Annotated in this window: 17 protein-coding genes and 4 pseudogenes; 14 read left to right on the top strand and 7 right to left on the bottom strand. The window is 57.2% G+C overall.

Features of this window, described 5'->3' with window-relative positions; genetic code table 11:
* Positions 1-29: 29 nt before the first annotated feature.
* Positions 30-1214: a CynX/NimT family MFS transporter gene (locus tag ACZRJ6_RS14445; RefSeq protein ID WP_463968633.1), complete on the top strand. Its 1185-nt coding sequence runs from the start codon at positions 30-32 to the stop codon at positions 1212-1214.
* Positions 1215-1259: 45 nt separating this feature from the next.
* Here ACZRJ6_RS14445 and ACZRJ6_RS14440 read toward each other — a convergent pair whose 3' ends face one another.
* Entirely contained in the window at positions 1260-2168 is a 909-nt protein-coding gene (locus ACZRJ6_RS14440; protein WP_463968634.1) for a LysR family transcriptional regulator, read from the bottom strand.
* A gap of 142 nt (positions 2169-2310) precedes the next feature.
* Here ACZRJ6_RS14440 and ACZRJ6_RS14435 point away from each other — a divergent pair, with 142 nt between their 5' ends.
* The 4 genes and pseudogenes from ACZRJ6_RS14435 to ACZRJ6_RS14420 all read left to right on the top strand — a co-directional run.
* A complete protein-coding gene (locus tag ACZRJ6_RS14435; protein WP_463968635.1) occupies positions 2311-3708 on the top strand; it encodes an amidohydrolase family protein in 1398 nt (465 codons plus the stop codon).
* 11 nt (positions 3709-3719) lie between these two features.
* Positions 3720-4193 carry a DMT family transporter gene (locus ACZRJ6_RS14430; RefSeq protein ID WP_463968636.1) on the top strand — a complete coding sequence of 158 codons (474 nt, stop codon included), beginning with the start codon at positions 3720-3722 and terminating at the stop codon, positions 4191-4193.
* An 81-nt stretch (positions 4194-4274) separates the two neighbouring features.
* Positions 4275-4925: an SMP-30/gluconolactonase/LRE family protein gene (locus ACZRJ6_RS14425; protein ID WP_463968637.1), complete on the top strand. Its 651-nt coding sequence runs from the start codon at positions 4275-4277 to the stop codon at positions 4923-4925.
* Between the two features lie 130 nt (positions 4926-5055).
* A pseudogene (locus ACZRJ6_RS14420) lies at positions 5056-5577 on the top strand (tyrosine-type recombinase/integrase); the annotation flags it as partial.
* A gap of 398 nt (positions 5578-5975) precedes the next feature.
* Here the strand turns inward: ACZRJ6_RS14420 and ACZRJ6_RS14415 are convergent.
* Positions 5976-6692: a hypothetical protein gene (locus ACZRJ6_RS14415; RefSeq protein ID WP_463968638.1), complete on the bottom strand. Its 717-nt coding sequence runs from the start codon at positions 6690-6692 to the stop codon at positions 5976-5978.
* A 684-nt stretch (positions 6693-7376) separates the two neighbouring features.
* Between ACZRJ6_RS14415 and ACZRJ6_RS14410 the strand changes: the two genes are divergently transcribed.
* The gene (locus ACZRJ6_RS14410; protein WP_463968639.1) at positions 7377-7844 is read left to right on the top strand and encodes a hypothetical protein; all 468 of its coding nucleotides are present in this window, start codon (positions 7377-7379) and stop codon (positions 7842-7844) included.
* Positions 7845-7847: 3 nt separating this feature from the next.
* On the opposite strand, the pseudogene ACZRJ6_RS14405 reads toward ACZRJ6_RS14410, so the two are convergent.
* Positions 7848-8606, bottom strand: a pseudogene (locus ACZRJ6_RS14405) (site-specific integrase); the annotation flags it as partial.
* A gap of 911 nt (positions 8607-9517) precedes the next feature.
* Here ACZRJ6_RS14405 and ACZRJ6_RS14400 point away from each other — a divergent pair.
* Positions 9518-10432 (top strand): annotated as a pseudogene (locus ACZRJ6_RS14400) (MCP four helix bundle domain-containing protein); the annotation flags it as partial.
* A complete protein-coding gene (locus ACZRJ6_RS14395; RefSeq protein WP_463993543.1) occupies positions 10424-11287 on the top strand; it encodes a methyl-accepting chemotaxis protein in 864 nt (287 codons plus the stop codon). The pseudogene ACZRJ6_RS14400 and the gene ACZRJ6_RS14395, both read left to right, overlap by 9 nt.
* Positions 11288-11669: 382 nt before the next feature.
* Here ACZRJ6_RS14395 and ACZRJ6_RS14390 read toward each other — a convergent pair.
* Positions 11670-11870 (bottom strand): annotated as a pseudogene (locus ACZRJ6_RS14390) (GFA family protein); the annotation flags it as partial.
* A gap of 200 nt (positions 11871-12070) precedes the next feature.
* Here ACZRJ6_RS14390 and ACZRJ6_RS14385 point away from each other — a divergent pair.
* Entirely contained in the window at positions 12071-14248 is a 2178-nt protein-coding gene (locus ACZRJ6_RS14385) for a TonB-dependent siderophore receptor (protein WP_463968640.1), read from the top strand.
* Here ACZRJ6_RS14385 and ACZRJ6_RS14380 read toward each other — a convergent pair.
* Both ACZRJ6_RS14380 and ACZRJ6_RS14375 read right to left on the bottom strand, forming a co-directional pair.
* Positions 14190-14408 carry a LysR family transcriptional regulator gene (locus ACZRJ6_RS14380; RefSeq protein WP_463968641.1) on the bottom strand — a complete coding sequence of 73 codons (219 nt, stop codon included), beginning with the start codon at positions 14406-14408 and terminating at the stop codon, positions 14190-14192. The two genes, ACZRJ6_RS14385 and ACZRJ6_RS14380, sit on opposite strands and share 59 nt — an antisense overlap.
* Positions 14363-14593 carry a DUF6434 domain-containing protein gene (locus tag ACZRJ6_RS14375; RefSeq protein ID WP_149414522.1) on the bottom strand — a complete coding sequence of 77 codons (231 nt, stop codon included), beginning with the start codon at positions 14591-14593 and terminating at the stop codon, positions 14363-14365. The genes ACZRJ6_RS14380 and ACZRJ6_RS14375 overlap by 46 nt, the downstream gene beginning before the upstream one ends.
* Positions 14594-14671: 78 nt before the next feature.
* Between ACZRJ6_RS14375 and ACZRJ6_RS14370 the strand changes: the two genes are divergently transcribed.
* Positions 14672-15352 carry a hypothetical protein gene (locus ACZRJ6_RS14370; RefSeq protein WP_463968642.1) on the top strand — a complete coding sequence of 227 codons (681 nt, stop codon included), beginning with the start codon at positions 14672-14674 and terminating at the stop codon, positions 15350-15352.
* Between the two features lie 176 nt (positions 15353-15528).
* Complete coding sequence (locus ACZRJ6_RS14365; RefSeq protein ID WP_463968643.1) at positions 15529-16170, top strand: LysE family translocator; 642 nt, start codon at positions 15529-15531, stop codon at positions 16168-16170.
* On the opposite strand, the gene ACZRJ6_RS14360 is transcribed toward ACZRJ6_RS14365, so the two are convergent.
* Complete coding sequence (locus ACZRJ6_RS14360; protein WP_463968644.1) at positions 16167-17495, bottom strand: aminotransferase-like domain-containing protein; 1329 nt, start codon at positions 17493-17495, stop codon at positions 16167-16169. The genes ACZRJ6_RS14365 and ACZRJ6_RS14360 overlap by 4 nt on opposite strands.
* A gap of 89 nt (positions 17496-17584) precedes the next feature.
* Here ACZRJ6_RS14360 and ACZRJ6_RS14355 point away from each other — a divergent pair, with 89 nt between their 5' ends.
* The 3 genes from ACZRJ6_RS14355 to yghX all read left to right on the top strand — a co-directional run bounded on the left by ACZRJ6_RS14355 (position 17585) and on the right by yghX (position 20002).
* Complete coding sequence (locus ACZRJ6_RS14355; protein ID WP_463968645.1) at positions 17585-18475, top strand: DMT family transporter; 891 nt, start codon at positions 17585-17587, stop codon at positions 18473-18475.
* An 87-nt stretch (positions 18476-18562) separates the two neighbouring features.
* On the top strand, positions 18563-19057 hold the full coding sequence (locus ACZRJ6_RS14350) for a PaaI family thioesterase (RefSeq protein ID WP_463968646.1): 495 nt from the start codon (positions 18563-18565) through the stop codon (positions 19055-19057).
* Between the two features lie 57 nt (positions 19058-19114).
* The gene (gene yghX, locus ACZRJ6_RS14345) at positions 19115-20002 is read left to right on the top strand and encodes a YghX family hydrolase (protein WP_463968647.1); all 888 of its coding nucleotides are present in this window, start codon (positions 19115-19117) and stop codon (positions 20000-20002) included.
* Positions 20003-20022: the final 20 nt, after the last annotated feature.

Here is a 20022-nt window from a genome sequence, read left to right as displayed (position 1 = left end):
GTTCTCTTTTCCGAGGACAGATAGAGAATATGTCAGACACAAAAAACAAGTGGCATGCCGTTGCGCTCGTGGCAGGAATTCTACTTATTGCCGTAAACCTGCGCGTTCCATTTACCGGTATAGCGCCCGTTTTACCGCTAATCCAGAATGATTTCGGCTTGAGCGCCTCAGCTGTGGGCCTGCTTACTTCACTGCCATTACTTGCCTTCGCTGCCTTCTCGCCACTCAGCTCATCCGTAGCCCGCAAGTTCGGAATGGAGCGCACGCTTTTCGGTGCACTGGTAGTCATTTCACTGGGCATCCTGCTCCGTTCCGCAGGCAGCGCATGGGCGTTATACGCCGGAACGATACTGATAGGCACCGGGATCGCCCTGGGAAACGTGCTGCTGCCGGGCCTGATCAAACGCGACTTCTCAACAAAAATGGTGTCCATGACCGGCGCTTACTCCATCACGATGGGCGCAGCGGGCGCTGTAGGGTCAGCCGTTATAATTCCCCTGACCCAAGCCTGGGGATGGCCGATTGCCCTGAGTTTGTTAGTCGCAGCCCCGCTGTTTGCGCTGGTGTTGTGGCTGCCGCAGTTGAAAAAACACGACCAGGTGAAACTGCCCGGCCCGAAACAATCCGCAACCGTGGCCGTCTGGCGCTCGCCACTGGCATGGCAGGTCACACTGTTCATGGGGCTGAACGCGATGCCCTTTTATGTTGCCGTAGGCTGGCTGCCTACCATTCTGATAGACCATGGCATATCCGCCACACAGGCAGGAACGGTACACGGGACGCTTCAACTGACCACGGCAATTCCCGGTTTGATTCTGGCGGCCACGCTTCGCCGTCTCAAAGACCAGAAACTGGCGGCCGTTACTACCAGCCTGTTAACTGCCTCATCCTTGATCGGGTTCATTTACGCGCCCAGCTATGCCATGTTGTGGGCCTCGCTTCTGGGTTTCGGCTCTGGCGCCAGCATGATGCTCGGCCTGACGTTCATCGGGTTGCGCACAAAAAATGCCGGCGACACCGCGGCCCTGTCAGGAATGGCGCAGTGCGTGGGCTACCTGATGGCAGCCGCAGGCCCCTTGTTGCTGGGCCAACTGCACGACTGGACCGGGGGCTGGACAGCACCGCTGTTGATCACATCTGCAATCGCCGTTGCCGGCGCACTCACCGGCATGCTGGCCGGGCGAAACGCTCAAGTCGAACCCGCTCATCGCTGAGCTGAATCGGTGTTTCTGAGTCAGGAGAAAGCAACCCTCTCCTGATCAGCAAACGGCCGAATCGCCGTCGCGAACAAGCTCGGCTATCCAGTCAGCAAATGCGCTCACGGCTGGCGAAAGAAAGCGCTGATGCGGGTATAGCAGGTGAGCGGGAACCGAGGCAGGCTGCCAGTCAGCAAGAACTTCGACCAACCGGCCTTCTCGCAGATGCTCGGAGACCACGTTCTCAGCGAGTTGCACCAGCCCGAAGCCTTCAAGGCACATTTTTATGTAGAGCCCAGTCTCGTTTACGGCCGCTGTACCTTTCACCAGGACTGAGATCTTTTCAGTGCCATTGGCAAAGTGCATTTCGCCCGCTCGCCTTGCGCGGCCCGAAAAGTAATGAATGGCCCGGTGGTGAGACAAATCTTGCGGAGTTTGCGGGGTACCGTTCTCTTTGAGATAGGCGGTAGATGCACAGGTCACCCAGCGAAACCGGCCGAGAGGGCGCGCAACGAGCGTTGAGTCATCAAGCTCTCCTGTGCGAATTACGCAATCTACGCCCTCCTGAACGAGGTCAACCTGCCGATCGTTGACTCCTATCATCAGGTAGATATCCGGGTAGCGCCTGTAAAAGTCTTGCAGGTTTGGCATGACGATAAAATGTGCAATGCCACCCGGCATATCGACACGCAAACGCCCTTGTGGCCGTTTTACGGAATCCGTCAGGCTGGTCTCTGTGTGTTCGATCAGCTCCAATATTTCCCGGCATTGCGCCAGATACTGAGCACCCTCAGGCGTAAGGCTAACCCGCCGCGTTGTTCTGTTCAGCAGGCGCACCTGTAGGTACTTTTCAAGATTCTTAACGGTGCTGGTAACCGTCGAGGCCGGCAAAGAGAGCGTATGCGCCGCCTGGATAAAGCTTCCTGCTTCCGCCACACGTACGAAAACCTGCATCGCTTGAATACGATCCATGATGGTTAGCAACCTCACAGCAGCGATCGGGAAGGCGTTATTATTCGCCAATATTGAATAATAAAAACAGTTTAACCATCTTTTTCCGACAGTATAGCGTTGCGTATATTTCTCCCAACGAAATTTGGAGAGGTGTACTGAAATGGCTGAATATAACCGCAGTATCGTGCAGGCCCCGGCCGCTCCGGCCGCTCGCACAGTTATCCGCGGCGCCACTGTTCTGAGCATGGACGGTGATATCGGCAATCTGGCGCGCGGCGATATCCTTATCGAAGGCAGCACCATCACGGCTATACGTGGAAACATCGAGGCCGGCGACGCTGCTGTGATTGAGGCATCCGGCATGATTGCCATGCCGGGCATGGTCGATACGCATCGTCACTCTTGGGAAGGGCAACTACGACGAATCAATCCGAATGCCGAAACCCTGGAAGACTACTGCAACGCAACACACTTCTCGTTTGCCAAATACTATCGCCCGGCTGACATGTATATCGGCAACCTGCTGACCGCATTGGGCTGCATCGATGCCGGCATCACGACCGTGGTCGATAACTCGCACAACAGCCGCTCCGGCGCGCACTCCGACGCAGCGGTCGAGGCACTGCTTGATGCAGGTATCCGCTCTGTACACGCCTCCGGTGCGCCGGTTTCTGGTGAATGGGACAAAGCCCACTGGCCAGGCAACCTGAAGCGCCTGCAGGAAAAGTATTTTAATAACGGGGACAACGAACTGGTTTCGCTGGCAGTGATGGCGCAGCTGGAACCTGAGTTGTGGTCTGAAGCCCGGCGACTGGGCCTGCCGATCATCACCGAGTTTTTTGGCGGAGCCATGGCCGCTGAGTTGGAGGGGTTGCATCGCGAAGGACTTCTGCGCCCCGATAACATCTTCAACCATTGCACCGCGCTGCCGGACGCAGGATGGAAAATCCTTCGCGAGGCTGGCGTGCGGGTCAACGTATGCCCGCGTTCAGATGCCCACTACGGCATTGAAGATGGAATGTTCGCCATGCAGTCGGCCCAGCGTCACGGCATCAGTCCGGGGCTGAGTGTGGATAACGAAACCTCCTACAGCGGCGACATGTTCATGGAGATGCGGGTGGCGTTCTACCTGCAGCGCGTCATGGGGATGCATCAGCAGCGCTGCTGTGGCGCAGAACATCATCCGGTGACCCTGCCCGCCCATGGCCTGCTCAAAGCCGCGACTGTCGACGGCGCCGCCTGTGCCGGATTACAGGACAAAATCGGCAGCCTGGCCCCCGGAAAACAGGCCGACCTGATCCTTATCAATGCGCAGGACATCAACCTTTACCCGTCAGGCAACGCATTCGGCACCGTGGTACACGCGGCCGAACGCAGCAATGTCGACACGGTCATGATTGGCGGGCGCATAGTCAAGCGGGACGGTAAGGTACTGGGCGTGGACAGCGAGCAGCTGCGTGCGGCGATCGACGAGTCCCGTGAGCATCTATTTGCTGCTGCTGGCTACCAGCCTGATATTTTTGCCGAGACATTTATGCCGCTTGAGTCGGCCCGGTAAGGAGGAGCGAGATGAACGCAGCCTACTACCTGCTGGCCATCGGCGCGGGGCTTGGCATAACCCTGCAGACCACGCTGAACGGTCAACTCGCTAAAGGTGTGGGTGGAGATTCCGTAGCAGCGGCGCTGTTCTCTTTTACTGCCGGTGCGGTATGCCTGGGCGTCTTTTCACTGATGCGGGGCGGGATAGTGACCTCACTGGCGGCTATACCTGCGCAGCCCTGGTGGAGCCTGTTGGGCGGCTTGCTGGGTGCCGGTGCGTTGCTTAGCTATGTGGTGCTTGCGCCAAAAATCGGTCTGTCAGCCCTACTTGGCCTCGCTATCGCCGGGCAGATTATTTCGTCACTGGCTATCGATCATTTTGGACTGTTCGGGGCAATTGAGAGGCCGGTGTCTCCCGTCAAGTTGGCGGGGGCGATGGTGATGCTCGCTGGCCTGGCCATCGCCCTTTTCGGTGACAGGTGGTCAGCGCTTCTCTCCAACTGACAGCCTTGCTTCCCCCCATCCTGTTTCGTAGGACGTAACGATGTTTAAAGCCATAACCGACATCACTAATCTTCTTGGCGAGTGCCCTGTCTGGGCTATTACAACCTGAGTACCGGTCTCTTCAGCAAAATTTCAGTCACTCCTGGAGTGGCAGGAACCCGGATCAATGATGGCCGCTGCGACCGTATGGGAAACTTCGTATTCAGCACTATGGACACCGGTGAGCCGGTGCAAACCATAGGCAGATTTCACCGGATCAATGCCGCGACGCTCGAGACAGAAACGCTGGACCTTCCCGAAGTGGCGATCCCGAACAGCATCTGTTTCAGCCCGGACGGTTCCACCATGTATTACGCGGACTCCCTGCAAGGATGCATTTTCTGCTGCGATTACCCATCGCTAGAAAACCAGCGTGTATTCACGACAGTCAACGGTCAGGGCGCTCCAGACGGTTCTTGTATTGATGCGCAGGGTTTTCTCTGGAATGCGGAATGGGGCGGTAGCAGAGTCGTGCGTTACGCGACTGACGGCAAAGTTTACAGCGTGATCGACTCCCCATGTATTCAGACCACTTGCCCGGTGTTAGCGGGACCTGGTTATGAAACGCTTTACTGCACCAGTGCACGGATAGGGCTGGATAAGCCGGCAGATTTCGATGGCACGCTGATAAAAGCCGAAGCGATTGTCGCTGCGGGACTTCCAGAAGAACGATTTACAGGGCTACTGAACTGAGTAGCTGGTTCTAGCCTGTCGCGTCGTTCTGAATGCCCCCAATTTGGTAGACGCGTCTGTGACCGCTTATGGCCGGTTAGCGACCGCTCTGGTTAGCCATCCTTGTCCTTCCACACGTGGAGGACATGTCATGAACATCATCGCTACCAGCAGCCGTCAGCCCTGGAACAAAGGAAAATTGGTCGGGCAGAAACCCCCGCTACGACTGAGAGATATCTGGGCCATCCGAGCAAGACTTCAAATTGCAGAAAAAACTCGGGATCTGGCTCTCTTCGATCTGGCCATCGACAGCAAGCTTCGCGTGCGCGACGTCGCCCACGGCGAGCACGTATCATCACGAGCCATGGTGATGCAGCAGAAAACGCAGCGGCCAGTGCAGTTCGAGATTACTGAACAAACACGGTCTGCTGTCGCAGCCTGGATACATCAGGCCAAGCTACGCAGCAAGGACTGCCTTTTCCCTAGCCGACTGCATACCTCAGACCATCTATCCACTCGGCAATACGCTCGTATAGTCAAAGGCTGGGTGAAAGCCGTTGACCTTGATCCAGCCATGTATGGCACTCATACGATGAGACGTACGAAGGCATCACTGATCTATCGCAGGACGAAGAACCTGCGGGCGGTTCAACTGCTGCTCGGCCATACACGAGGGGTAGCTAATGGCCAGAAGCGGACTGTCATGACAGATACAAACTCGCCAGCGCACCTTGCTGCGGCTCCTGATATTGCGCTGAGTGGGGGAGCCCGGGCGTATCGGAGCCATCTCCCACCCTTCTCTATGCCGCACCTGACGCAGGTCATATCGCAGATAATTTAGCACCTGCGACAGACTCACGCGACATCGTAAAGCCGATACCTTAAGGCCCGAATGAGTCGTCGCATAACTCAGGAATTAAGCGACAAATGTTGTTACAGCAGCTGGAAATTCTTACTCCGATCATGCGGTCTAGCAACGACTGATTTGAATCTTCCAGCGGCAGTTCGCAGTTAACCTACACGGCTAAAATGACAGGCATGAGTGACTGAAGGAAGTCTCTTGGGGCGGGCTTAACTCCCCATCCCCGTCCAGTCAAAGGGGTTGTTTTCAATCCGGTGTTTGGCGACGACTCTTTTGCAGCTGGTCATCATTTTTTCAAAGATCATGGCGGGGCTTTCTCCCGGAAAGGCTATGATCACCAGGTCGATCATTCCTTTTAAATCGTTAGGTGGATGGTTGTAGCCTGGCAGTTTCGTCAACGCCATCAGGTTTTGATAAATCAGGTCAGGCGATTCACCTCGATCTCTCATTGATGCAGTCTCAACGTACCATCTGTTAGCCAAGGCACAGCGTTGGAGGTCCTCTTCAGTGAGGAGAGAGTATCCTGGATACGGATCATTAGCCGCCACGTAAGGGCGTTGGGTGGGGGCGGGGGCGGGGGCTGTGCCGCCTATGTAATTGGCGCTCTCCACTTTGGCGTTAAGTAGATCGTTTGCGTTAATATTTATTAACCAGACTCTAATACGTTCGGCACCTCGCTGGTACCGAGCTGTGCAGCTTTGGGAGCAAGCCTCAAGCTCAGCGTTTGATGTAAACAGTTCTGTAAATCCGTCTTTAGCGTCACGCGGGGTTTCAAGGGGCAGTGGAACCCATCCATCATTTTTAAGTGACTCTCTCGCCTGCTCGTATTTCATTCCGTCATATTTTTCAATTTTTACTATGCCATCAGCGAAAGCTGAGCCTGAAAGGCAAGCGGCTAATCCAACTGTGAGCCAAATGTGCTTCATTTCAATTCCTTTTAGTTACAACATTCACAAGCCATAAAGAAAGCTCGGGAAATACCTTGCAGCTATCAATACGTCAGTAGCTTTGGTGAAAGCGGCGATGATCCGTGCGAGCCATCGCCGCTAGGTGAGCGAGGCAAAATTTACCAAAGTAGCCTTCTTGCTGCGAGATGCTTTGGTTTTTATTTAAAATAATGCGGTCGAAGATATAGGAAATTCCCCCGATGTGAGGGTAGTTGTCGCGTCTCCGGATTTTTAAATCCATTCCGGGGGCGGCAAGAGTATGGTCATGCCTTTCTATTCACCCGAACGAAAAGCGGCACTGCTTAAAATGTTGCTTCCTCCACTCAGCATTGGGGGCACATCCTCAAAAGCTGAGCGGATGGTCGTTTTATGCCCCCAGATATGCCCCCGTCAAGCGTGGGATGCCCTGGGATTACGTGGGAAAGCAGGGGCAATAAAAAATCCGTAAATCTTTGATTTCTCTAGGCTTTATGGCTTTTCTGGGTCTTCCTTGAAAGACAAATTGGTGGGCCGGGGGGATTTGAACCCCCGTCTCGCTGAGCATCGGCGCGGTTTGCCACCTCAACGCTGGCATAAGGCCGAGGCTGTCATTTCTCGCGCGCCTTGGTTCTGCTGGGGTTGGCTGTGGTATTATCATGCCATCATTCGTAATGGAGTACGACCATGGCGTACCTTGTTGTCATACTGACTGCATTTTTTTCTAAATCTTATTTCAATAGCAAGCTTTGTCGTGGGGAGTATGGTTTTTTCAAAACATATTTCCTATATGGCGGAGTAGGCGCTTTCGCGATTTTTTATACAGTAATTTTTATATTTGGGTCTCAAGCACTGGCTCGCGACGAAAGTAGTGGTGGCTATGCGTTACTTACCACGGGGCGCCTTGCTATGTTTTGTTTGGCTGTATATCTGTCAGGTATTGGGATTGCTGTTTATAAAATAAAAATGAGGAGCGTTTTTTCTCCGCTCATGAACTTGTATGTTGTTTTTATATTGTTAGCGTTTGCCCTGTTGCTGCCGACAGTCCTAGTTACAGCTCCTGTTATGTGTGCTTTATATGCTGGAGCGCTATTTGTTTTTTATAAGTTTTTCTGGAATGGCGTGTTCATAGAGAAAGCGTCAGTAAACACATAGCCATCACGCACATCTGTTGATGTCCGGAGAAGGGTTCCACAGGTTTTCAGCTTTATTGCCCGCAGTCGTATCTGCTGCTGGCATCCATCGACCGTAAACCCTGGCGATCATTGTCCAGTCACTATGTCCCATTTGCTTTGCCACCCACATGGGGTGTTCCCCCGCTGACAGCATCATCGACGCATAGGTGTGTCTGGTCTGGTACGGACGGCGGTACCGGACACCGGCTTTCTTCATTCCCGGATGCCACATGGTCTTGCGGATCGGCTGGTAACCAGACCAGCGCTCAAGTGTTCTTGGGTTCTGGAACACTTCATTGTCCTTCAGGAAGGTGTGCTCTTTCTGCGCCTTGAGCGCCTCCATTGCGGGGCGCAGCAACTTCACTGAACGCCTGCCGGCCGCCGTCTTGGTTACCTCGGCCTCGCCGCCCGCCGCCTGGGTCATTGCCCTGCTGATCATCACCTCTCCCCGCACCCAGTCCACATCCCCCCAGTCCAGGGCGACCAGCTCGCTCGTCCGAAGCCCAGTCCACAGGGCGAACTGCACCATGTTCCTGGCCTGGCCGATCAGCGCGTTCAAGATGGCCTGCTGCTCCTCTGGAGAGAATGGGTCGACGTCATCGTCCCGTGGCGGCGCCTCCTTGCGGGAGTAGGTCCAACCTGCGAGCGGGTTGGTATCCAGCAACTCCTCATCCACCGCATCGTTCAGCGCGGATCGGAGGCAGCTCTGAATATTGCTCAGGGTCTTGTTGCTGACCTGCAAGGGGTGTCGTGAGGAAGTGTCGTCGTTACAGTCCCGGGACTAAGGGGCTTTCACAGTTACAATGTGCCGTATGACAGCGGCGGATCGACGACGGATGACAACAGAGCGTCTGCAGGCATTCGTCAGGCGCGCAATGTGACAACAAATGGTCGATAGATGACGACCTACTCGCTGAGGGAAAGGGTGTGTTCAACGAATGTGCAACAGATGAAGACGACGGGCTGCGTCCTTGATTGCAGCATAGATCGATAGGCAGATATCGGCCAAAAGCAGACATTAACGTCGGAGATAACTGGCGGCTGATAAGCTGGCAAAATCGACCAATTAGACGTTCATGTCGATCAGTCCGCTAGTCCCTCTCATGCTCGGCCAGCCGGCATGAATGTCCCGCAAGTGGGGCAGTCAACGCCATCGCTCGCCATTTGCATAATCCCCTCGCCGCACGTCGGGCAAACCTGCCCCGCCATCTCGCATGGAGATCCGAGAATGAACTCGCCCCCCATAACCGGGAGCCACTTCTCGCAGCAACGCGGCTCGCGATGAAATGGCAACAGCCCCTAGCGCAGCGCATGCTCACAATTAGCGCGCCCTAGCTCCCCCCATACAAAATACCTGTACAGAAATAGCGCTACGCATTTTTACAGCGCTCGCAGGATTCTATCGGCCCAAAGATGGCCTTGGGCTGTATCGCCGCCAAAAAGTGGTCAGCCCGATAGCCAGACCTCTATTTCTCGCGCCTGCCAGAAACCGGAGGTTACTGACCGTTCATCGGGATTGCGTGATGTCATGACGACATCACACCAATATAGTTGTACAAGACTTGTACAAATATAAAAACCTGTACAAGTTTCAACTAGCCAGGAAATAACGCCGCTACTCGTTGCCGTCGAACAAAAGAATACCTGCGCAGGATGCGGACCAAGGGCGAATACATACCCTTGCAGGTGCCCCTAATTGCTCCTCCCATTTCGCAGGTACCTCATGCCATCGCACACTTCCGGGCTCTCTACACGGACCAGTCTCTATGCCGGCTACCTACCTTTCCAAGAGAGTTAAACATGAACGTCAGGAATATGAACCTTGCTCCACGGTCGACCTGCTTCTTCTCACTCATTATCCTGGTGGTATTTGCTCTGGGCATTGTCGCTTTGATGCAAATGGGCAAGCTTAGGGACTCGGAGCAGGTCGTCGAAAATAATTGGATGGTAAGCATCCGTGAAATCGGCAAGATGCAGGTAGCCATCTTTCGTCTGCGCCTTGAAAGCGTCCGCATCGTAACAATCGACGAGCAACAGCGCCAAACCCGCATCGCTGCGTTGAGCGGCTACCGCAGCACGGTGCAGAACACCATCAGCCATTACGCCCCCCTGATCAGCGGGCCGGCAGAGCGTGAGCTCTACCAGGCAGTGGCCGACGATATTCAGCAGTATTTCAAGCTGCTGGATGAGCTTGAGCCGTTGCTGCGAAGTGGTGATAACGCCGCAGCCATCGTTTTGATCAATACCCGTATCAGTACTATGACCAATGCCCTGCAAGACAAGCTGAACAAGCTCGCAGATTTTAACGATGACGGCGCCAAGCGTGCAGGTCTGGATGCTTCCGCGACGTACAGCAACGGTGTGACACTGGTAATCGGCCTGCTGGTCGCGACCGTCATATTGACCATCGTACTGTCTGCGATACTGACCCGCAGCATTACGGCGCCGATCAGCGAAGCTTTGGCCGTGGCCGAGCGCATCGCTGGCAGCGACCTGTCCCGGGAGGTAGTGATCAATGGCCGCGATGAAGCCAGCCGCCTGCTCGCCGCCTTGGCGAAGATGCAGAGCAACCTGCGCGAAACCATCGCCCGTATCGCCGATTCCTCCACCCAATTGGCATCCGCCTCTGAAGAAATGAGCGCGGTGACCGAAGAGGCCAGCCGTGGACTAGAGCGACAGAACGATGAGGTCAATCAGGCCGCCACCGCCGTGACCGAAATGAGCGCAGCGGTCGACGAGGTGGCACGCAATGCCGAAGCCGCCGCCCAATCTTCCCGCGAATCAACGGAATTCACCCGCTCGGGGATCGAGAACGTGGCCCAGACCCTCAAGGCCATCGAAGGTCTGGCCAGCAACGTGGCCAGCACTGGTGAACAGGTCAAGGCCTTGTCCGGCAGAGCACAGGACATCAGTAAGGTGGTCGAAGTGATTCGCGCGGTTGCCGATCAGACCAATCTGCTAGCGCTAAATGCGGCTATTGAAGCTGCCCGTGCGGGCGAGCAAGGTCGCGGTTTTGCGGTCGTTGCCGATGAAGTGCGTGCTCTGGCCCATCGCACCCAGCAGTCCACCCAGGAAATCGAACAGATGATCAGCGCGATCCAGGACGACTCGACCCAGGCGGTGAGAGCCATGAGCGTCAGCGCCCAGATAGCCAGCAGCTCAATCGCGGTGGCCCAGAATGCCGATCTGTCGCTCAAACAGATCGCCCAGGCCATAGCCCAGATCAACGAGCGCAACCTGCTGATCGCCACCGCCTCAGAAGAGCAGGCTCAGGTGGCCCGCGAGGCTGATCAGAACCTGACCACTATCCGTGAACTGTCAATCCAGAGCTCCGCAGGCGCCAGTCAGACCGCCAGCGCCTGCAGCGAGATGGCCAACCTAGCTATTGAACTCAATCACTTAGTGGCGCGCTTCAAGGTCTGACACGCGTCGTTGCCTTAGCCTGTGCAGTAGCCAGCGGCATCATCGTCGAAGATGATGCCGCTCGTGATTACATTTGGACAGTGTAGAAGCACCCGACCTCGATGGCGAGATTAGCAGGGCTCTCTTGTATTTATCTTCTCGCCCTGTAGCTGTTTTTAGCTTAGTACCATTGGAGCTGAAAGGCTGCATGGCCGATTTCTGCAGATGCTGACAGGCCGCTTCGGGTCGAAAGCCGACGTTACAGCGCCTGTATTACCGCAGGTGTCATTTTTGGTGGGCCCGTGCCAAGCGCCTTGGGAAGCGTTAGGTCTTGCTGCCGTTCTCGTAGGCGTGGTCATCGCGGTTCGTATCATCCTGACGTCAATCGATAACCCGCACGGCAAGGTAAGAAAAACCGTCCGGCGTAATCACGTGTTTCGCCGTCTATCGTCACAGCATCCTGAGGGAACACCGCAGACGTATGAAAAAGCGCGCCATGATGTTTGCGACAGTCGAGACAGTGACAAAGGCCGACTCGATATGGCCGTCCCGCCGCCTCAATTCGAACGTTGCCGCACAGGCAACCACCCGTGAATCGATCCATGCTGCTTCTCCTCTGAAATCAAGGTCAATACGCAGTTAACCCTCTGCGACAACAGGCCACCGCTCCCGGCAAATGTGAAAACTTTGTTAAGTATCTGTGCGCAGAGTCTTTTTTGAGCCGAAACAATCTGCCACACTAATGAGAATACTTATCAACACTATTACTATTTGCCATGGACGGCTTCGGGGAGAGTCAGATTCATGCCGGGGCATCAACTGCAAAGCCGTATGCGTTTTTCACCTGGCCTTCTAGCCATGGCCGTCTGCATCGCAAGCACTCAGGCAGCCATTGCCGCCGAAACCCAATCTGCCCAAGACCCATCCGGACAACCACCCGCCACGCTGGAACTGGGCGCCACCAATATCATCAGTGAACAGCTGGGTACCACTACCGAAGGCACCGGGTCCTACACCACCGGCGCCATGCAGACTGCAACCAAGTTGCCACTGACCATGCGCGAAACCCCACAGGCAGTGACGGTCATTACGCGCCAGCGCATGGATGACCAGGCCATGACCAGCGTCAACGATGTGGTCAAGAACACGCCCGGCCTGTTTCTCAGCCAGTCCAGCGGACCCGGCCGCCAGACTTACAGTTCTCGCGGCTTCGACATCGACAACATCATGTATGACGGCCTGCCAAGCGCCTATTCGGGCTGGACTATGGGCGTGCAGCCGAACCTGGCGATGTTCGACCGCGTGGAGGTGATTCGCGGCGCCACTGGCCTGGTCACCGGCGCTGGCAACCCTTCGGCGGCCATCAACATGGTGCGCAAGCGCCCCACTGCCGACCAACAGGTCACCCTGACCGGTGCCGCCGGTAGCTGGGATGATTACCGCGGCGAATTCGATGCTTCCAGCCCGCTGAACGATAGCGGCACCCTGCGCGGGCGAGTAGTGGGCTCCTATCGCGATGCCAACAGCTTTCGCGACAAGGAAGAAAGCGATCACGGCCTGTTCTACGGGATCGTGGAAGCCGACCTGAGCGACAGCACCACCGCGAGCCTGGGCTTCTCCCGCCAGGAAGACCAGACCAACTTCTTCTGGGGTGGCTTGCCCATCGGCACCGACGGCCACCACCTGAATCTGCCCCGCTCCACCTACCCCGGCACCGATTGGGAAAACAAGAAGCTGCGTGTCGACACCGTGTTCGGTGACGTGGAACATCGTTTCGACAACGATTGGAAACTGCACGTAGCAGGCTCCACCTCGACTCTGGACGGCCTGTTCTCGGGTACTTACCTGTCGCGCTACAACGGCCCGATGCAGACCACTGCCTACCAATCGAGGCAAGACGAAAAGCAAAGCGCTTTTGATACCTATGCCAGCGGCCCGGTCGAAGCCTTCGGTCGCACCCATGAAGTAGTGGTCGGCGCCAGTAAGCGCATCTACGACAACACCACCAAGGATTACAGCCCTTACGACACCGGATTGCCGATCGGCGCACCGAAACCGGACTTCGTGCGCGACGGTAAAAGCCACACCATCACCACCCAGGACGCTGTCTACCTGACGACCCGATTGAGCCTGGCCGACCCGCTCACACTGATACTCGGCGGCCGCCTGGACTGGTATGACTCCGACGACCGCGCAGGCGACAACGACTACAAGGTTACCCGCAACCTCACGCGCTACGCCGGCCTGATCTACAAGCTCGATGATCACCATTCCGTGTACGCCAGCTACACCGACATATTCACGCCGCAATCAAACCAGGACCTCTCCGGAAAAATGCTGGACCCGATCGTGGGGGAAAACTACGAAATCGGCATCAAGGGCGAGTACTTCAACGGTGCCCTCAACGCCAGCCTGGCGGTCTTCCAGACCGACCAGAAAAACCGTGCCACCGAAGCGGCTACCCAGCTTGGCTGCCCGGTGCTCACCTGCTACGAAGCGTCCGGCCTGATCCGCAGTCAAGGGATCGATATGGAGCTGCAAGGCGCGCTCACCGAGAACTGGCAAGTCGGTGCCGGCTACACCTACACCCGTGCCCACTTCATCAAGGACACCAACCCGGCCAACAACAAGCAGCGTTTCGACCCCGACACGCCTGAGCATCTGTTCAAGGTCTCGACCGTTTACCACCTCCAGGGCCCTCTGGAAAAACTCCGTATCGGTGGCAACGTCTATTGGCAGGGCCGCATGTACAACGACGTGGCCGTGGCCGATGGCACCTATCGCCTCGAACAAGGCAGCTACGCCGTCGCCGACCTGATGGCGGGTTATCAGGTCAACAAGCATCTGGACCTGCAACTGAACGCCAACAACATCTTCGACCGCGTCTATTACGCAGCGATTGGCACCAGCCCTACCTGGGGGTCTACCGAAACCTACGGCAACCCACGCAGCTATGGATTGACGGCGAAGTACAGCTTCTAAACGTGACTGGCACCGCTGCTACACACTCTGTAGCAGCGGTTCTGCGCAACAGTCGCTGGCCAAGTAACTTCTCAAGCCTGCGAATCTGAGTGCTCAATGCCGATTGTGCCGGAACTATCGGCCAGCAGACGGTTGTGGACTGCCGTTCCGCCGTTGCCACTCGTCAACAACATCGCCCATGGTCTTGGGGATGTCGTTGCCAATCCACGCCATGAACGCCCGGTCGAACTTGAACCCTGCGCCGCAGTGCTCAAGCATGAAGCGGCGCACGTTCTGGGTGTTTTTATAGTGTTTGGAGACTGCGGTATCGCGAGTGATAGAGCTGCTATGCCAGTCAAAATCCATCTTTTTTCCCCTGCAACGTCCTGAGTTGGGCAATCATAGCGCGCCGCAAGCCAGCGGATTAAACAAGGAGATAAAAACATGGACAGTCCGGATGAACCCGTATTGGCTCGCTATAGAAAGTACCTGAGGATCGAGGCGGCGCTGCTGATCGCCGGCATGCTGGGCGCATTCATCCTGAACGGCTATGCCCACCTGGAAAAGTACTACCTGGTACTGGACGTGCCCATTGACCGCTTGAACTTCAGCGCACAAAAACTGGCCGCTTATGGTGGCGCGGGGCTGAGTTCAGTCATCGCAGCCATCCTGTTCATGATTGCTCTGGTATTTGCCATGACGATGCTCATCGCCCTAAGCGAAAAGCCCGGCAGACAACCTCCACCGGCCAGAACCTTGCCCACATGGATCGACAACCGGCGTCGACGCGCCAGCGAATTGAGCACGCCTTTCAAGCTCCTTGGGGTGTGTATCGCCCTCGCCGCCGTGGCTTACTCCGCCTGGTACTTCACCGTCAGCGTCCCTCTGGAGTCGGGTAAAAAGGCAGCCCTCGAAACAGTAAAAGAATGCCAGGAACGCACGCTGACCTTCAGTAACCTGGACCGTTACACCGCCTGCCAGGTAGCGGAATCAGACGACATGTTCTACCTGCTCAAACGCGAGCCGGGAGACCCGTCGGGCCAGTCTTTCCACACGCTGCAAGTGCCCAAGGCCGGGCTAATCAAAAGCGAGGGGCAGACGCAGTTCGTGAAGGACACGCCTTAACCCCACGGCACGACGGCCTCAGCTATTTTGGCAGGCGTTGCCAGTGATCTGAAGCGCACTTGCATATCGGCGAACGCGAAATTCCGGGCAGTGAACAGAGTTTCCACGGGGCGTTTAGGTACCTATACTGCCAATCTATTATTCCTATCTGCGCTTCAACATCCACGAGACTGAACATGGACATTCACTCGATACTGACCTACTCCCTCGTCGCTGGCATTGCCATCGCCAGCCCTGGCCCGGCGACTCTAATGGCGCTCAATAACAGCCTCACTTACGGAGCCAAATCCACCTTGTGGTCTTCCCTGGGCAATGTCAGCGGACTGTTTTGCATATCAGCGGCGGCGATGTTGGGGCTGGGGGCACTGATCCTCAGTTCCGAGTGGATCTTCAGTGCCGTGAAGATCTTGGGTGCCGGCTATCTGTTTTACCTGGGGGCGAAGAATCTGTTGAAGACAAACCCGACGCTTTCAGATAACCCGCAAGTCCCGATGCGCGTCAGCAGCCCGTCACCCATGAAGTTGTTCAAGTCAGCCTTTTTAACCGCCGTCACCAACCCTAAAGCGGTGCTGTTCTTCACCGCGCTGTTCCCGCAATTCATTGACCGGCACTCGACCCTGGTGCCGCAGTTTCTGGTCTTGACCCTGATCTTCATGACGCTGTCGGCGCTGTCGTTGACCCTGTACGCTCTGCTCGCCTCCCAAACCAAAGGCCTGCTGGCCCGGCCGGGATTTTCGAAATGGGTTAATCGCGTGATCGGCTCCACCTTTATCTTTTTCGGGACGATGCTGTTGACGATGCGCCGGCAAACGGCCTAGTACGCCTGCACCAACCGCCGCACCTTTACCAGCGCCTCTCGCAATGCCGCCATGCCCACCGACCCCAGCGCCAGGCGCAGTGCATGGGGCACATGGGCCGAGATCGCAAACGGCTCGGCTGTCGACACCGAGATATTTTCGCGCATCAGCGCCATGGCGATCTGGTCGGCCCGCGCGTCTTCCGGCAGTGGCAGCCACAGGAAATACGAGGACGGATGACTGACGTAATGCAGGTCGCCCAATACTTCGGCGGCCAAGGCTTGCCGGGCCTGGGCGTCCTGGCGCTTATGAGTTTCAAGCTGGGCGACGGTGCCGTCGTCGATCCAGGCAGCAGCAATGGCCGTCATCACCCCTGGGGTATTCCAGACGGTGGCCATGAGGGTGCGTTCTAGGGCAGACACCCACTGCGCAGGCGTACTGACAAATCCGATCCGCAAACCGGTGGCCACGCTCTTGGACAGCCCTGAGACATACACCGTTCTTTCCGGTGCCAACTGCGCCAGTGGCGGCGGCGCATCCTCCACCAGAAACGCGTAGGCCGCGTCCTCGATGAGGATCAAATCATGCTCGCGAGCGATAGCCACCAGTTGCTGGCGCTGCTCCACTCCCATCACCCAACCCAGCGGATTATGCAGGGTCGGCATGCTGTACACGGCTCGCACTGAGCGGGTGCGACAGAGCTTTTCCAGGGCGATAAGATCGGGCCCCGTCGCAGTGACAGGTATGGCCACGGTTTCAAGGTGCAGTGTCTCGGCCAGCACCTTAAAGCCGGAGTAGGTCAACGCATCCACCGCCACCACATCACCGGGTTTGAGCAACGCCATCATCGCCACCGCCAAGCCATGTTGGGCACCGCTGACGATCAGTACCTGCTCGGCGGCAACCGTCAACCCTCGACTGCGCAGATGACGCGCCATCGCTGCCCGCTCATGCGGCCGGCCGCCATGGGGCTGGTAGCGCAACAGCGATTCCAGGTCGCCGGACAGCGCCAACTGACGCAACGCCGTGCGCAGCAGATCGGCCTGGCCGGGTACCGACGGATAGTTGAAGTTGAGGTCGATCATGCCCGCTGCCACGGCGACCTGGCCAATGCCCTGCCCCGGCGACAGCGATATCTCCCGCACAAAGGTGCCGCGCCCGGTTTCGCCGCTGACCAGGCCCATGGACTCAAGTTCGGTATACACCCGGCTCGCCGTGACCAAGGCCAATCCATGGCTGGCAGCCAACTGCCGGTGTGTCGGCAAGCGGGTGCCAGGCGCCAGGACCCCGCTGCGGATATCCCTGGCAAACGTATCGACCAACGACTTGTAACGAGCGCGAGGCATAGGCGATGTATCCATGACAATTTTTTGATTGTCTTAATCTTCGATCATAGGATGCGCTGAATGCAACCCACCTATCGAGCGCAACTCTCATGGAACGTACCTCTCACCTGAGCACCGCTGAACACAGCACCCGCGGCTGGATCAACGGCTTTATCGGCGTGCTGATCTTCAGCGGTTCGCTGCCGGCGACGCGGGTGGCGGTGCTGGAGTTCGATCCGGTGTTTCTGACCGTCGCCCGAGCGACCATCGCCGCCCTGCTTGGGCTGTGCCTGCTCTGGCGGTTCAAGGAAAAGCGCCCTGCGCGTAGCCAATTAATGCCACTGGTCATCGTCGCCCTGGGTGTGGTGATAGGTTTCCCGTTGCTGACAGCCCTGGCGTTGCAGTACGTGACCTCCGCCCATTCCATCGTTTTTATCGGCCTGCTGCCCCTGGCCACCGCCGTATTCGGCGTGCTGCGCGGCGGCGAACGGCCGCGACCGGTGTTCTGGCTATTCTCGATACTGGGCAGCCTGCTGGTGATGGGTTACGCCGTGTCCCAAGGGCTCAGCGCGGCACCCATCGGCGACCTGCTGATGCTGTTGGCGGTACTGGCCTGCGGGCTGGGTTATGCCGAAGGGGCGAAGCTGTCCAAAACCCTGGGCGGCTGGCAGGTGATTTGCTGGGCACTGGTACTGTCGCTGCCGGTGGTAGCGCCACTGACCGCCGTACTGGCACCCGACTCATTCTCGGGCATCAGCCTGCCGGCCTGGCTCAGCCTGGGTTATGTGTCGCTGTTCAGCATGCTGATTGGCTTTGTATTCTGGTATCGCGGGCTGGCCCAGGGTGGCATCGCTGCGGTGGGGCAGTTGCAGTTGCTGCAACCGTTCTTCGGGCTGGCGCTGGCGGCCACCTTGCTCCATGAGCAGGTCAGCCTGGGCATGCTGGGGGTGACGGTGGCGGTGATTATGTGCGTGGCCGGGGCGAAGAAATTTGCCCGCTAGCTCAGGTTGCTGGATTTATTCCAGTGCCTGGCATTAGGCTCGTCGGATGATGGGAGTCACATTCACCCACAAAAACAAGGAACCACGATGCACACCCCTTCCCTGCAAGACACCACCGCGCCGGACGGCGTCTGTTATGGCTGCGGCGCCAGCAACCCACACGGGCTGCACGTCAAGAGCCGTTGGGACGAAGACGGCGTCCACGTCATCGCCGAACACCAGCCCGACACCAAATACTGCGGCTGGCCAGACCTGGTCTACGGCGGGTTGATCGCCATGCTGGTGGACTGTCATTCCAACTGGACCGCCATGGCCTATCACTACCAGGCTGAAAATCGCACCCCAGGCAGCCTGCCGCGCATCGACTGCGTGACCGGCAACCTCGGCATCAAGTTCATCAAACCAACCCCCATGGGCGTGCCACTGACCTTGCGCGCCAAGGTCGAGGGCGAAGTCGGGCGCAAGAGCCGGGTGGTCTGCGAGGTGTATGCCGATGGCGTGCTGACGGCGATTGGTGACTCAATCTTCGTGCGGGTCGATACCGGACAGTTGGCAGCCGCGGCCCATGGTCGGCAAGCCTGATAGTGGTCTACATTCAACGCCATCTGCTGAACGGTCCCTGTGAAGAGGAATGCACCGATGACTCGTCTGACCGCCAAAGACTTTGCCCCTGAACTGCTGGAGCTCTACGACGGCTACGCCCACGGCAAGATCAACCGGCGAGAGTTTCTCGACCGTGCGGCGCTGTTCACCTTCGGCGGGTTGACCGCCTCGGCCCTGCTCGCCTCCCTGAGCCCCAATTACGCCCTGGCCGAGCAGGTTAAATTCACTGACCCGGACATCGTCGCTGACTACATCACCTACCCTTCACCCAAGGGCAATGGCGAGGTCCGCGGCTATCTGGTTCGCCCGGCCAAAACCACCGGTAAGCTTGCGGCTGTGGTGGTGGTGCATGAAAACCGTGGGCTTAACCCCTACATCGAAGACGTCGCCCGGCGCCTGGCCAAGGCCGGGTTTATCGCCCTGGCACCTGATGGCCTGACCTCGGTAGGCGGTTATCCCGGCAACGATGAAAAAGGTGTGGCGCTGCAACAAACCGTCGACCCGACCAAACTGATGAACGACTTCTTCGCCGCCATCGAATGGCTGATGAACCATGACGCCAGCACCGGCAAGGTTGGCATTACCGGCTTCTGTTATGGCGGCGGCGTGACCAATGCCGCGGCCGTGGCCTATCCGGAACTGGGGGCCGCGGTGTCGTTTTATGGCCGCCAGCCGCAGGCGAAGGATGTGCCCAACATCAAGGCGCCGATCATGTTGCACTTCGGCGAGTTGGACACGCGGATCAATGAGGGTTGGCCAGCCTATGAAACAGCCTTGAAAGCGGCCGGCACGAACTATGAAGCATTTATCTACAAGGGCGCCAACCATGGTTTTCATAACGACTCCACGCCCAGGTATGACGAAGCAGCCGCGAACCTGGCCTGGGAGCGGACCTTGGGGTGGTTTCGCAAGTATCTGGTTTAGGCACAGAACCTGTGGCAAGC

This window comes from Pseudomonas sp. C321 (assembly GCF_055407105.1).
This window is presented reverse-complemented; position numbering and strand designations above follow the sequence as displayed.

What these genes read in the sequence shown, in the direction of transcription:
- ACZRJ6_RS14445 (WP_463968633.1), top strand. Translation starts at nt 30, where the DNA reads ATGTCAGACACAAAAAACAAGTGGCATGCCGTTGCGCTCGTGGCAGGA.
- ACZRJ6_RS14440 (WP_463968634.1), bottom strand. Translation starts at nt 2,168, where the DNA reads ATGGATCGTATTCAAGCGATGCAGGTTTTCGTACGTGTGGCGGAAGCA.
- ACZRJ6_RS14435 (WP_463968635.1), top strand. Translation starts at nt 2,311, where the DNA reads ATGGCTGAATATAACCGCAGTATCGTGCAGGCCCCGGCCGCTCCGGCC.
- ACZRJ6_RS14430 (WP_463968636.1), top strand. Translation starts at nt 3,720, where the DNA reads ATGAACGCAGCCTACTACCTGCTGGCCATCGGCGCGGGGCTTGGCATA.
- ACZRJ6_RS14415 (WP_463968638.1), bottom strand. Translation starts at nt 6,692, where the DNA reads ATGAAGCACATTTGGCTCACAGTTGGATTAGCCGCTTGCCTTTCAGGC.
- ACZRJ6_RS14410 (WP_463968639.1), top strand. Translation starts at nt 7,377, where the DNA reads ATGGCGTACCTTGTTGTCATACTGACTGCATTTTTTTCTAAATCTTAT.
- ACZRJ6_RS14395 (WP_463993543.1), top strand. Translation starts at nt 10,424, where the DNA reads ATGCAGAGCAACCTGCGCGAAACCATCGCCCGTATCGCCGATTCCTCC.
- ACZRJ6_RS14385 (WP_463968640.1), top strand. Translation starts at nt 12,071, where the DNA reads ATGCCGGGGCATCAACTGCAAAGCCGTATGCGTTTTTCACCTGGCCTT.
- ACZRJ6_RS14375 (WP_149414522.1), bottom strand. Translation starts at nt 14,593, where the DNA reads ATGGATTTTGACTGGCATAGCAGCTCTATCACTCGCGATACCGCAGTC.
- ACZRJ6_RS14370 (WP_463968642.1), top strand. Translation starts at nt 14,672, where the DNA reads ATGGACAGTCCGGATGAACCCGTATTGGCTCGCTATAGAAAGTACCTG.
- ACZRJ6_RS14365 (WP_463968643.1), top strand. Translation starts at nt 15,529, where the DNA reads ATGGACATTCACTCGATACTGACCTACTCCCTCGTCGCTGGCATTGCC.
- ACZRJ6_RS14360 (WP_463968644.1), bottom strand. Translation starts at nt 17,495, where the DNA reads ATGCCTCGCGCTCGTTACAAGTCGTTGGTCGATACGTTTGCCAGGGAT.
- ACZRJ6_RS14355 (WP_463968645.1), top strand. Translation starts at nt 17,585, where the DNA reads ATGGAACGTACCTCTCACCTGAGCACCGCTGAACACAGCACCCGCGGC.
- ACZRJ6_RS14350 (WP_463968646.1), top strand. Translation starts at nt 18,563, where the DNA reads ATGCACACCCCTTCCCTGCAAGACACCACCGCGCCGGACGGCGTCTGT.
- yghX (WP_463968647.1), top strand. Translation starts at nt 19,115, where the DNA reads ATGACTCGTCTGACCGCCAAAGACTTTGCCCCTGAACTGCTGGAGCTC.